Source organism: Microbacterium limosum, from assembly GCF_036324365.1.
In the GTDB taxonomy this organism is placed as follows: domain Bacteria; phylum Actinomycetota; class Actinomycetes; order Actinomycetales; family Microbacteriaceae; genus Microbacterium; species Microbacterium limosum.
Window position 1 is genome coordinate 1,105,900 of record NZ_CP137080.1, and the last position, 11,594, is coordinate 1,117,493.

The window sequence follows — 11,594 nt, forward strand, 5'->3', positions numbered from 1 at the left end:
GGATGATCACGACCGAGCTGACCGCCCGCGACCTGATGACCGCGGCCAAGGGTGCTGCGCGGGGCGTAGCGCTGCTCTCCGATCAGGAGAAGTCTTCGGCGCTGCGCGCCATCGCCGACGCGCTCGAGGGCGCGACCTCCGCGATCGTCGAGGCCAACGCGCAAGACCTCGAGCGCGGACGCGGCAACGGGCTGTCCGACGCGATGCAGGACCGGCTGCGCCTGGACGCGACCCGCGTGGCCGCGCTCGCGTCCGCCGTACGCGACGTCGCCGATCTGCCCGACCCCGTCGGGCGGGTGCTCGACGAGCGCACGCTCGCGAACGGGCTGCAGCTGACGCAGGTGAGCGTTCCATTCGGGGTCGTCGGCGCGATCTACGAGGCACGTCCGAACGTCACGGTCGACATCGCCGCGCTCGCCCTACGGGCCGGCAACGCCGTGGTGCTCCGCGGCGGCACGGCCGCGGAACGGACGAACGCGGCCCTCGTGGTGGCGATGCGCGGAGCCCTCGAGGCCCACGGCGTGGACCCCGAGGCGATCCAGACCCTCGACGCCTTCGGGCGTGAGGGCGCACGCGAGCTCATGCAGGCGCGCGGCCTGGTCGATGTGCTCGTACCTCGGGGGAGTGCGCAGCTCATCCAGACGGTCGTGACGGAGTCCGCCGTGCCCGTCATCGAGACCGGCGCGGGCGTCGTCCACATCGTGCTCGACGACACCGCGCGGGAGGACTGGGCCCGCGACATCGTCACCAACGCCAAGGTGCAGCGTCCGAGCGTGTGCAACGCGGTGGAGACGGTGCTCGTTACCCGTGCGGCCGCCGAGCGGCTCGTGCCGAGCGTCGCCGCCGCGCTCACCGAGGCGGGAGTCACGATCCATGCCGACGAGGGCGTCCGGTCGCTCGTGCCGGGCGCGGTCGCGGCGACCGAGGCGGACTGGAGCACCGAATACCTCAGTCTGGACGTGTCGATGCGCATCGTGGAGGACCTGGACGACGCGCTCGAGCACATCCGCCGGTACTCGACCGGCCACACGGAGTCGATCATCACCGACGACCAGGCGCACGCCGATCGCTTCCTCGCCGAGGTCGACTCCGCGGTCGTCATGGTCAACGCCTCGACGCGATTCACCGACGGGGGTGAGTTCGGGTTCGGGGCCGAGGTGGGCATCTCGACCCAGAAGCTGCACGCGCGGGGCCCGATGGGGCTGCCCGCTCTCACGAGCACCAAGTGGCTCGCGCGCGGCGTCGGGCAGACCCGCGGATAACTGCCTAGACTGGGACGGCGCCACCCACCTGAGAAACGGAGCCCTCGATGACTCTTGCCACGACCCTCCTGGCCGCCGCCGAGGAGGCGCACCACGGAAACGTCGCGATGGAGACGATCATCTTCGGCATCGTCGCCGTCGCCATTTTCGCCGCTCTCGGGCTGGTGACCTTCTCCTACCGCGATGTCGCCAACCGCCACGCGGGCAAGGCGCAGGCCTTCGCCGAGTCCCGCTCGACCGACCTGGACCACCGGGCGGGGCACGGCCACTGATCGCGTATGGCGGAGGCAGGGGGACGTCCCCGGATCGGCGTGATGGGCGGCACGTTCGACCCGATTCACCACGGTCACCTCGTCGCCGCCAGTGAGGTCGCCCAGCACTTCGACCTCGACGAGGTCATCTTCGTCCCCACCGGTCAGCCATGGCAGAAAGCCCACGTCACCGACAGCGAGCATCGCTACCTGATGACGGTGATCGCCACGGCATCCAACCCGCGGTTCACGGTGAGTCGGGTCGACATCGATCGTGCCGGCCCGACCTACACGATCGACACCCTGCGTGATCTGCGGGCGCAGCGGCCGGACGCGACGCTCATCTTCATCACGGGCGCCGACGCCGTGGCGCAGATTCTCAGTTGGAGGGACCATGATGAACTCTGGAGCCTGGCGCATTTCGTCGCCGTGAGTAGGCCCGGGCACGTGCTCGACACGACCGGTCTGCCCAGTTCCGATGTGAGTCAACTCGAGATACCCGCGCTGTCGATCTCCTCCACCGATTGCCGCGATCGTGTGGAGCGAGGACACCCCGTCTGGTACCTCGTGCCCGATGGAGTGGTCCAGTACATCAACAAGCATCACCTCTACCGGAGCCCCGAATGAGCACACCAGAGCAGCCGCTAACGCGCAAGCAGCTCCGTGAACTGCAGCGCACCGGTTCCGTCCCGGTGCAGGACGACGCCCACGAAGAGGATGACGTTGCGCCGGCGCCCACGCCGGCGGTGCCGCTTCCCCGGGCCGCCGTGCCCGCAGCTGCGCCCCCCGCGCCGCGCGCCGACGCCGAGGTGGACCTCGGCGTCGCCCCGCTGACCCGTCGCCAGGCCCGTGAGCAGGAGCGGATACGCACGGCATCCATTCCCGTGATCACGCCGGAACAGGCCGCATCCCGCCCCGCGCACGAAGCCCCCGTCGAAGACGCCGCTGTCGAGGATGCCGCTGTCGAGGATGCTGCTGTCGAGGACGCCGCTGTCGAGGACGCCGAGGAAACTGCCGCCGAGGAAACGGCCGCCGACGAAACGGCCGCCGACGAAACGGCTGACGATCAGTCCGTCGAAGAGCTCCCGGGCGAGACGGACGCGCAGGCCGACGCCGACGACGACTCGTCCGAGACAGGCGATCGCGTGGCTGAGGACGAGGAACGAGAGTCGGACGACGCCGAGTCGGCCGTGGAAGCCTCGCCCATCAGCGCCGCCGAGGCCGCCTCTGTGGGGACCGAGACCTCGGAGCCGGTGCCCGCAACGACCGCCGGCGGGGAGCGGACCGCGACCGACGAGGCATCCGCGGACACGTCGGCGGAGACCGAGGGCGAGCACCGGGAGACGCCCACCGTCGGACCCCAGTTCGGGGCCGAGCTGCTCGCCGCCGAGGAGAGCTCCATCACGCTGCCGCCGTCGTTCGATGAGGTGGTCGCGCGATCGTCCTCGACGGGTGCCCTGGCGACGCCGAGCGCGCTCATCCTCTCGCAGACGCCCGCCGCGCCTTCCCTGTCAGGGCCCGTCAACGCGACCGGTGAGGTCATCATCACCGGGTCGTACCACCTGCCGGAGGGCCTCGGTTCGCGAGGTAGCGATCCGCGCTCGACCGACGGCAAAGACGTCGACGCCGTGCTTGTCGATGGTGAGCTGCCGGCATCCTCGTCCCCCACCCCCATTGCCGCCAGCGCCGCCGTCAGCACGGTGCGCGGTACCGGCGAGATCATCCGTCCCCCCGCCCCCGAGAAGGGGAGCAAGCTGCTCTTCGCGCTGGCGATCACCGCCGGCGTGCTGGCGCTCGCGCTGGTGGGCGTGCTGATCGTCGCCGTCGTGAACGGAGTCTTCTGATGGTCACCACCGATGCCACCCGCGAACTCGTGGCGATCGCCGCGGCTGCCGCCGATGCGAAGGGCGGCGACGACCTCGTCGCTCTCGATGTGTCGGGTCCGCTGCCCCTGGTCGATGCCTTCCTCCTCGTGACGGGGCGCAACGAGCGCAACGTCGGGGCCATCTCCGACGACATCGAGGAGAAGCTGCTCGAGCGCGGCGTCAAGCGCATCCGACGCGAGGGTCGGGAGGAGGGGCGCTGGGTTCTCATCGACTTCGGCGACCTCGTCGTGCACGTCTTCCACGAGGAGGAGCGCGTGTTCTACGGCCTCGAGCGGCTCTGGAAGGACTGCCCGGTCATCCCGATCGACCTTCCTGCCCACTCCGCGGCGGACTGACGCCGATTCGAAGCACGTCTGAGCATGTAGTAGTCTTGTGGGGTTGCCTCGCGAGAGCGGGGCCGCCCATCACGGGCCTGTGGCGCAGCTGGTAGCGCACCTGCATGGCATGCAGGGGGTCAGGGGTTCGAGTCCCCTCAGGTCCACCCTGTGATGAGTCGCGACATAGGAGACATCTGAGTCGCGTCATAGGCGACATTTACGAGAGAGAGTCCGGCCATCGGCCGGGCTCTCTCTCGTTGTTTCGCCAGTAGGTCCGGGCGGGGTCGATGGTGTTGGTCGCGATGATTTCGCCGGTGTCGAGGTGGATGACGGTGACGGTGTGTTCGTCGGCGATGAGGATGCAGCGTTTCCCGCGGTGGTTGGCGCCGATGCCGAGGTGGTGCATGCGGGCCGCGCGGCGGAAGCTGATTTTCCCGTTGCTGTCGACGTGGTCGTGTCGGATCCGGTAGTGGGTGCGGTCGCTGTGGCCGGCGGGGGTGGCTTTCGGGGTGGCGGCGTAGGCGAGGTCGGGTGTGGTTGCGTGGGCGCGGTGGGGTCGGGTGGTGTTGTAGTAGTCCCGGAACTGGTCGAGCTGGGTCTGGAGCTCCGTGATGGTTGCCGCGCGGGGTCGGGCGGTGAGCCAGCGTTTGAGGGTCTGGTGGAAGCGTTCGATCTTCCCTTGGGTTTGCGGGTGGTTCGGGGTGCCGTTCTTCTGTCGGATGTTCAGCGCGGCGAGGACGTATTCGAACTCGTTGCGTCCCCCTCCGTGGCGGGCGGTGTAGACGCGTCCGTTGTCGGTGAGGGTCGATGCGGGCGGTCCGAACTCGTCGACGCAGTGTAGGAAGGTGTCCACGACGGTTTTGCCGGTGACGGGGTGGTGGACGGTGCAGGAGAGCAGTTTGCGGGAGTGGTCGTCGAGCCAGTTCAGGATCTCGACGTCGGTGCCCTCGCCAGGCGCCAGTGGGTGAAGTCGGATTGCCAGGTCTCGTTGGGCCTGTCTGCTTCGAACCGGATGTAGGAGGAGCGGGGGCGTTTGCGGGGTTCGGGGGCGATCAGCCCGGCAGTGTGCAGGATGCGGCGGATGGTGGAGGTCGACGGGGCCTGTAGCCCTTCCTGGGTCAGGTGCCAGGCGATCGTGACCGGGCCAGCGTCGGTTCCGGCCGCGGTCAGCGCGGCCCGCAGCTGCACGATCCGGTCACGGACCCGGTCGGTGACCGCCTGCGGGCTGGTCAACGGGGCACGGGATCGGGGCTTCAGCCCGTCCAGACCCTCGTCGCGGTAACGGGCGAGGAGCTTGTGTAAGTACTGCCGAGACATCCCGTACTCGGCCGCTGCTGCCGTGACCGACAGCTCCCCGGCGACGATCTTCAACACCACGACCCGATGCTTCGACGACATGCACGAGTGTCGCCTATGACGCGACTCACGTGTCGCCGATCACCTGTCGCCTATGTCGTGAACTCAGACACCCTCAGGTCCACCCCACGCACAAGGCTCGAACCCTTGCCAACGGAAACGTTGGTTGAGGTTCGGGTCTTGTTGGTGTCTGCGGCCCAGGTCAGGGCGTTGGCGTTGACCTGTGGATCGAGGAGCATCTCGAAGGGCCGGTTGTGCTCGACGCGCAGCTCGTTGTCCTCGTCGATGTAGACCTTCGTGAAGAACGCCTGGTTGCACAGCCGCCGGTTGGTGTCGTCGCAGCGGGCGTAGATGTCAGCGCAGTTGGCGAGCAGGCCGAGCGCGTCGTCGAGGTGGGCGCGAGCGTCGGCGTAGTCACCGAAGTGGGCGTCGATACGGCGGGTCACCTGGTCGAGTTCGGCGACGATGCGGTCTTGCTCGCGCTTGAGCACGGAGAGCGGGATCGCGTCGGCGTAGTGCGCCTGCATGAGGCGGTCCTGCTCGCCTTCGAGCCGGTCGCGGTTGGCGGTGAGGCGTTCCAGTTCCTCGGTTTCGGCGGCCATGAGCCGGTCGAACTCGTGGTGGAGCATCCCCGCGAGCGCGTCCTGCTGAGCCGGCGTGATCTGGACGCGCGTGTAGTAGTCCTCGACGAGCTTCGCGACGTCCTCGATGAGCATCGCCTGGCGCGTGCAGTCGGTGCGCTTGGAATGCCGACCGGAGCACACGAAGTAGCAGTAGACGTTGCCGTGGCGGTTCTTCGCGTTGGAGACGATGAGCCGGGACCCGCACTGGCCGCAGTGGATGGTGCCTTTGAGGTAGTGGCCGTGGACTTGGGTTGCCTCGACGGCGCACTGGTGCGCGGTGAGCACGGACTGGACCTGGTACCAGACCTCGGCGGGCACGAGCGCCGGGTGGTTGCCCTTGTAGCGGGTGCCTCGGTAGACGACATCGCCTTTGTAGTACGGGTTGGTCAGGAGCCGGTGGATGGTGGACACGGCCAGCGGCTTCGCCGGCCGCTTCGGGGTGGGCAGACTGCGCAGCCCGCGCGAGGTGAGTTCGTCATGGAGCTGGCTGACGCTCCAGTTGAATCGCCCTGGGTTTCGTTCCGTTCTTCAAGCAAGGATGGAACCGATGAATCAGAAGTACTCGCCCGAGATGCGGGAGAAGGCGTTGCGGACGACCGGCCCTGACCGACATGATCCGCTTCATCGACGAGCATCGGGATCAGTTCGGGGTCGAGTTCCTCTGCCGTGTCCTCCGGGACACGGTGCCAGGGTTCCTCACCTCCCGCGGGTATCGCGCCGCGAAGACCCGCGTGCCCTCGGCCCGGCAGCTGCGTGACGAGCTGCTCGTGCCGGAGGTCCGCCTTCTCCACGAGGAGAACTACGGCGTCTACGGCGTGCGGAAGATGCATGCGCTGTTGCGACGACAGGGGTGGGATGTCGGCCGTGATCAGACCGCCCGCCTCATGGGCCTCGCGGGAGTGCGCGGGGTGGCGCGGTCGAAGAAGGTGTTCACGACGAAGTCCGATCCGACGATCCCGCAACCGCAGGACCTCGTCAAACGCGACTTCACTGCTCTCGCGCCGCGGCGGCTGTGGGTCGCGGACATCACCTATGTCGCGACGTGGGCGGGGTTTGCGTATGTCGCGTTCGTAATCGACGTGTTCTCCCGCATGATCGTCGGCTGGAACGTCGCGTCGACGTTGAAGGCCGACGTGCGGCCGCTGCAAGCGTTGAACATGGCCGCGTTCAACGCTGCGGGGCCGCTCGATGAGCTCGTCCATCACGCGGACCACGGGTCGAACTATCTCTCTGTGGTCTACACGGATCGGATCGTCGAGATCGGCGCGAAACCCTCCACGGGAACCGTGGGCGACAGTTATGACAACGCCCTCGCCGAGGCGGTCAATGGGCTCTACAAGACCGAGCTGATCCGCCGCCGGGGCCCGTGGCGGACGGTCGAGCAGGTCGAGCTCGCGACCCTCGAGTACGTGTGGTGGTGGAACAACTCCCGCCTCCACGGAGAGCTCGGCTACCGCACCCCCGCCGAGATCGAAGCCGCGTACTACGCTGACCAAGAATCACCCCAGTCGGCAACCGCCGGACAGGGAACCCCATAGGAACGAAACCCAGGATGCTTCTATGTCCTGTCAAGTCCGTTCTGGGTGGTGAGGTGCCGGTAGAGCTGTCGGGCGATGTATCGCTTGAGTGATCGGCGGATCTCCTTGGTCGTGCGTCCCTGAGCGCGTCGACGTTCGACGTAGGCGCGGGTCGCGGGATGGTGAGACATCCGGGTCAGCGCGATTGAGGAGAGCGCCCGGTTCAGCCGTCTGTCGCCGCCGCGGTTCAGGCGGTGTCGGGTGGTGTTCCCGCTCGATGCCGGGACCGGGCTCACTCCGGCGAGCACGGCGAACGCTGCCTCGGAGCGGACGCGTCCGGGGTGTGACCAGGCAACGATAATCGCCGCGGCGTTAATCGCTCCGATGCCGGGTTGCTCGAGCAGCCCGGATGCGTCGCTCGCCCTGACGAGCGCGGTGATCTCGTGGCGATTGTCCGCGAGGTCTTGATCGCACGCGGTGATGCGTCTGGCGAGGCGGATCGCTTCGCGACGAGCAGTCACGGCCGCGAGGTCTTCCTGCCGGTGCCGCCACGACGCGATCGTCACGAGCTGCGCTTTCGTTAACGGGCGCCGCGCGTCGATGCCGAGGTCGACGGTTCGCAGCAGCGCGGTGAGCGCGTTGATCGACCGGGTGCGGTCGCTGTTGAGCAGCTCGCGCCCTGCGACGAGGACCCGCAGCGCGGCGCGTATTCCCGCGTCCTGACGCGGATCGCGGAGCTTGTCCGCATCGACACTGAGCACGGAGCGGGCGATCAGTTCCGCGTCGATCTCATCGCTCTTACCGAGGCCGCGGCGTTGCCGGGCCGGGGTCGGGAACGACTCCACGACCCGGTAGCCAGCGTCCTGGCATGCCCGCGCGAGTCGAGCGCCATAGGACCCGACGCCTTCGATGGCGACGAGCACGTCCACCAGTCCGCCGGTGCGGCTGGCGATCCACGCGACCGCGCGGGAGAGTCCTGCAGGGGTCGTCGGGAACGTCGAGGTATCGACTCTCGCGCCGGTGCGCACGTCGATGACGGCGAGGGTGTGCGTTCGGGAGTGCGTGTCCGCGCCGATGACATACGCGAATGTGTTTGCAACGATGGTCATGGTGACCGTGATCCTTTCCACGAGGTTGACGTCACTGCTGGCGTCGGCCCGGGAATGGTCACTGCGAGGCAGGCCTGTAATGGGCCACGACCGCCGCTAACGGTCGGACAAGCTTCTGATCAAGCCATCGAAGTGGGCAGGGTCGGCGCCGGCGCCCGCCCGGGCGGACAGATCCTGAGAAAGGCACCCCAGCCCGAAGGGCGAAGGGCCAACCGATTCAAGAGTCACGACCATGCGGAGCGCCAGCACCCACCCTGCCAGCCGACCCCAGGCCAGCAACTCAGAGACTTACAGGCGATTCAGCGCAGCATCGAGGAGATGCTCACCGCCATCCACAAGCGCGAGTATCTGATGCCAGCTATCCATCGTGAATTTGTCTGAAGCACGGATACCCTGTCGGCTCCTTCCTGCTCTGGAACTTCAAGCCCGAGACCGCGCAGTCGTACACGTTCTACGAGTTCCTGACGAACTACCACGAGCGCGACAACCTTACGCGGACAAGACAACGGTTCCCTCCGGGCAGCAAGACCCTTCAGCCGATTGGTCAGAGGTACCGGCAGATCGACTCGGGTGTGCAGGCCTCCGGCGACGTCTGTGCTGCGTTCGCGCGGAGCTCGGCGACGCTGGTACGGAGCAGGCGGAGATGCTCAAGCTGCTCGTCGATCTCGACCAGTCGCCGGTCGAGGAGGTCTCGAACATGACCGCACGGCGACCCGCCCGCGTCACGTACTTCGAGGATCTCGGCGGTTTGCGCGAGGGTGAGCCCTGCTGCGCGGGCCCGGTCGATGAACTCGAGCCGCTGCACCGCCTCGTCGCCGTAGTTGCGGTACCCGGCCGGGGTACGCTCCGGAGGTTGGAGCAGCCCGCGCTCCTCGTAATACCGCAGCGTGGACGCCCTCGTCTTCGCCTTCCCCGCGAGTTCTCCGATCCGCATCGTCACCTCCGCCACCGACTTGACCTTCAAGCATACTTTAAGGTCCATTCTTTCAGGAGTGGCCGCATGAGTGGCCGGTTCGAACTTGAGGAGGCATCGTGACACAGCACACAGAGGTTGATCTCGTGGTGATCGGGACGGGCGGGGCGGCGATGTCCGCAGCGATCCACGCGCGCCTCGAGGGGGCCAGCGTGGTCGCCATCGAATCGGGAACCCTCGGCGGTACCTGCGTGAACGTGGGTTGTGTGCCGTCCAAGACGCTTCTCGCGGCCGCGCACACCCGGCACTCCGCCCTCACGAACCCGTTCTCAGGCGCCCCCAGCTCTGCTGGGATGGTCGATCTCAGCGCGCTCATCGAGCAGAAGGATGATCTGGTTGGGATGCTCCGCCAGACCAAGTACGCCGACATCGCCGCTGCCTACGGGTTTGACATCCTCCCGGGCACTGCAACGTTCACAGACGCGGGAACCCTGCTCGTGGATGGACGACCGGTGCGCGCGAAGTCGTATCTCGTCGCCACCGGCGCCGAGCCGCACGTGCCGGCAATCCCTGGGCTTGAGCAGGTTGATTACCTCACGTCGACCACAGCGATGGAACTGACGGAACTGCCCGCGTCGCTCGTGGTGATCGGCGGTGGCTTCGTCGGCCTGGAACAGGCGCAGCTGTTCGCCCGGCTCGGAGTAGAGGTCACCGTCATCGGTCGGCTCGCCCCGCACGCCGAACCGGAACTGTCATCCGAGCTCCGCAAGGCCTTCCTGGCCGAGGGGATCAGCGTCATCGGCGACCGCGCAGCCACGATCACCCAGCACGAGGGCCTGGTCCAGGTGACGACCCGCAACGGGAAGGACGCGACCGGTGAACGTGTCCTCGTTGCCACCGGTCGCACCCCGCGCACCGAAGGGCTCAACCTTCCTGCTGCGGGTATCGCGACCGACGAGCGCGGCTTCGTCATCGTAGACGAGCAGCAGCGGACCACGAACCCGGCTGTGTTCGCCGCCGGTGACGTCACTGACGTGCCCCAGTACGTGTACGTCGCCGCGAGGACTGGGAAGATCGCCGCGCACAACGCCCTGGGTCACGACGAGCGAGTCGACTACACCGGGTTGCCGTCTGTGCTGTTCACCTCACCCCAACTGGCCTCCGCCGGGATCACCGAAGCCAGCGCCATCGCCGCCGGATACCGGTGCGCCTGCCGATTCCTACGACTTTCCGACGTGCCCAGGGCCATCGCCAACCACGACACACGCGGCGGCATCAAGGTCGTCGCCGACGCCGACACCGGCAAAGTCCTCGGTATCCACGCCCTCGCCGACACCGCTGGGGAGATGATGCTCGCCGCAACCTACGCCATCACCGCCGGATTCACCGTCACCCAACTCGCCGACACCTGGGCCCCCTACCTCACCATGGCCGAAGGCATCCGCCTCACCGCGAACCTCTTCCGCAACGAACTCCCCACCTCCTGCTGCGCCTGACACAAGAGCCGGGCCCAGCGATGTGGTGATCCAAGTGATATCCGCGACGCCTTCAACACCGGCACCGACCGCGTGATCGACGCCTACGCGGTCAGCGTGGGCTCAGTTGAGGCAGCGGCGCCGAGCACGTCGTCTGGGCCGCTCACACGCGGAGCGCACCGGGACACTCAGCCGCCAGGTAGCAACCACAGCACGCTGCCATCTACGCAGTCGGCTACGAGTTCAGAGGCCGAAGGCACCACCACTGACGAGGATGAAGATGCCCAGGCCGATGAGCACGATCGGGAACAGGATGTGTTCCCAGCGTTCCAGGAGTTCGGCGATCGGTCGGCGGGTGGCGACGAACTTGCCCAGGCCGACGAGGGCGGCGACCAGGGCGAGGAACACGATGCAGTACGCCACCACGGCCGCTGGGCCCACGCTGAGGAAGACCGGGACGTAGACGCCGATGTTGTCCCCGCCGTTGGCGAAGGTCACCCCGGCCACCGTCCACACCCCAACCTTCTTGCCCTCGACCTTTGCCTCATCGTCATCGTCGGCACCGCGGTTGCGCCAGGCTTGCCACGCAGCCCAAAGTCCCAACCCCAGCGGAATGAGTCCGAAGTAGGGGATGACCTCCGGCGGCAGGAACGCTCCCGCCCCGAGCGTCACCAGCACGGAAGCGCCCAGGATGCCAGCGAACCCGAGGTACTGTCCGACCAGGATTCGGGCGGTGGTCCCGCGCCGGCCCGCGCCTCGGGCGAAGAACAAGGAGAGCACGATGATGTCATCGATGTTCGTGGCGATGAATAGGCCGATCGCCTGCAGGACGGAGGACAGGATCATGCGCCCACCGCCGCGTTACAGCCGCCTGGCGACCCAGCG

Annotated in this window: 11 protein-coding genes, 1 tRNA gene and 2 pseudogenes; 8 read left to right on the forward strand and 6 right to left on the reverse strand. The window is 67.5% G+C overall.

Features of this window, described 5'->3' with window-relative positions; all coding sequences use genetic code 11:
* The first annotated feature begins 2 nt into the window (after positions 1–2).
* The 6 genes from RYJ27_RS05330 (at position 3) to RYJ27_RS05355 (ending at position 3,880) form a co-directional block, all read left to right on the forward strand.
* Positions 3–1,262, forward strand: coding sequence for a glutamate-5-semialdehyde dehydrogenase (locus RYJ27_RS05330; protein ID WP_330171703.1), 1,260 nt, complete (start codon positions 3–5; stop codon positions 1,260–1,262).
* 47 nt (positions 1,263–1,309) lie between these two features.
* Positions 1,310–1,534 carry a hypothetical protein gene (locus tag RYJ27_RS05335; protein WP_330171704.1) on the forward strand — a complete coding sequence of 75 codons (225 nt, stop codon included), beginning with the start codon at positions 1,310–1,312 and terminating at the stop codon, positions 1,532–1,534.
* A 6-nt stretch (positions 1,535–1,540) separates the two neighbouring features.
* Positions 1,541–2,140 (forward strand): nicotinate-nucleotide adenylyltransferase, encoded by a 600-nt coding sequence (nadD, locus tag RYJ27_RS05340; RefSeq protein WP_330171705.1) that lies wholly within the window; start codon positions 1,541–1,543, stop codon positions 2,138–2,140.
* The gene (locus tag RYJ27_RS05345) at positions 2,137–3,357 is read left to right on the forward strand and encodes a hypothetical protein (protein ID WP_330171706.1); all 1,221 of its coding nucleotides are present in this window, start codon (positions 2,137–2,139) and stop codon (positions 3,355–3,357) included. The genes nadD and RYJ27_RS05345 overlap by 4 nt, the downstream gene beginning before the upstream one ends.
* On the forward strand, positions 3,357–3,734 hold the full coding sequence (rsfS, locus tag RYJ27_RS05350) for a ribosome silencing factor (protein ID WP_330171707.1): 378 nt from the start codon (positions 3,357–3,359) through the stop codon (positions 3,732–3,734). Before RYJ27_RS05345 ends, rsfS begins: the two co-directional genes overlap by 1 nt.
* A gap of 73 nt (positions 3,735–3,807) precedes the next feature.
* A tRNA-Ala gene (locus tag RYJ27_RS05355) sits at positions 3,808–3,880 on the forward strand.
* A 53-nt stretch (positions 3,881–3,933) separates the two neighbouring features.
* Here the strand turns inward: RYJ27_RS05355 and RYJ27_RS05360 are convergent.
* The 3 genes and pseudogenes from RYJ27_RS05360 to RYJ27_RS05370 all read right to left on the reverse strand — a co-directional run.
* Positions 3,934–5,114, reverse strand: a pseudogene (locus tag RYJ27_RS05360) (IS481 family transposase).
* 50 nt (positions 5,115–5,164) lie between these two features.
* On the reverse strand, positions 5,165–6,013 hold the full coding sequence (locus RYJ27_RS05365; protein WP_330171996.1) for a recombinase zinc ribbon domain-containing protein: 849 nt from the start codon (positions 6,011–6,013) through the stop codon (positions 5,165–5,167).
* Positions 5,987–6,181, reverse strand: a pseudogene (locus RYJ27_RS05370) (recombinase family protein); the annotation flags it as partial. The gene RYJ27_RS05365 and the pseudogene RYJ27_RS05370, both read right to left, overlap by 27 nt.
* Before the next feature lie 125 nt (positions 6,182–6,306).
* On the opposite strand from RYJ27_RS05370, the gene RYJ27_RS05375 reads away from it, so the two are divergent.
* Positions 6,307–7,233 carry an IS3 family transposase gene (locus RYJ27_RS05375; protein WP_330171708.1) on the forward strand — a complete coding sequence of 309 codons (927 nt, stop codon included), beginning with the start codon at positions 6,307–6,309 and terminating at the stop codon, positions 7,231–7,233.
* Positions 7,234–7,253: 20 nt separating this feature from the next.
* On the opposite strand, the gene RYJ27_RS05380 is transcribed toward RYJ27_RS05375, so the two are convergent.
* Positions 7,254–8,321, reverse strand: coding sequence for an IS110 family RNA-guided transposase (locus RYJ27_RS05380; protein WP_330169863.1), 1,068 nt, complete (start codon positions 8,319–8,321; stop codon positions 7,254–7,256).
* 544 nt (positions 8,322–8,865) lie between these two features.
* Positions 8,866–9,255, reverse strand: coding sequence for a heavy metal-responsive transcriptional regulator (locus RYJ27_RS05385; protein ID WP_188551966.1), 390 nt, complete (start codon positions 9,253–9,255; stop codon positions 8,866–8,868).
* 152 nt (positions 9,256–9,407) lie between these two features.
* On the opposite strand from RYJ27_RS05385, the gene merA reads away from it, so the two are divergent.
* The gene (merA, locus tag RYJ27_RS05390) at positions 9,408–10,730 is read left to right on the forward strand and encodes a mercury(II) reductase (protein WP_236021854.1); all 1,323 of its coding nucleotides are present in this window, start codon (positions 9,408–9,410) and stop codon (positions 10,728–10,730) included.
* A 222-nt stretch (positions 10,731–10,952) separates the two neighbouring features.
* Here merA and RYJ27_RS05395 read toward each other — a convergent pair whose 3' ends face one another.
* Positions 10,953–11,555: a cadmium resistance transporter gene (locus tag RYJ27_RS05395; RefSeq protein WP_100810821.1), complete on the reverse strand. Its 603-nt coding sequence runs from the start codon at positions 11,553–11,555 to the stop codon at positions 10,953–10,955.
* Between the last annotated feature and the right edge of the window lie 39 nt (positions 11,556–11,594).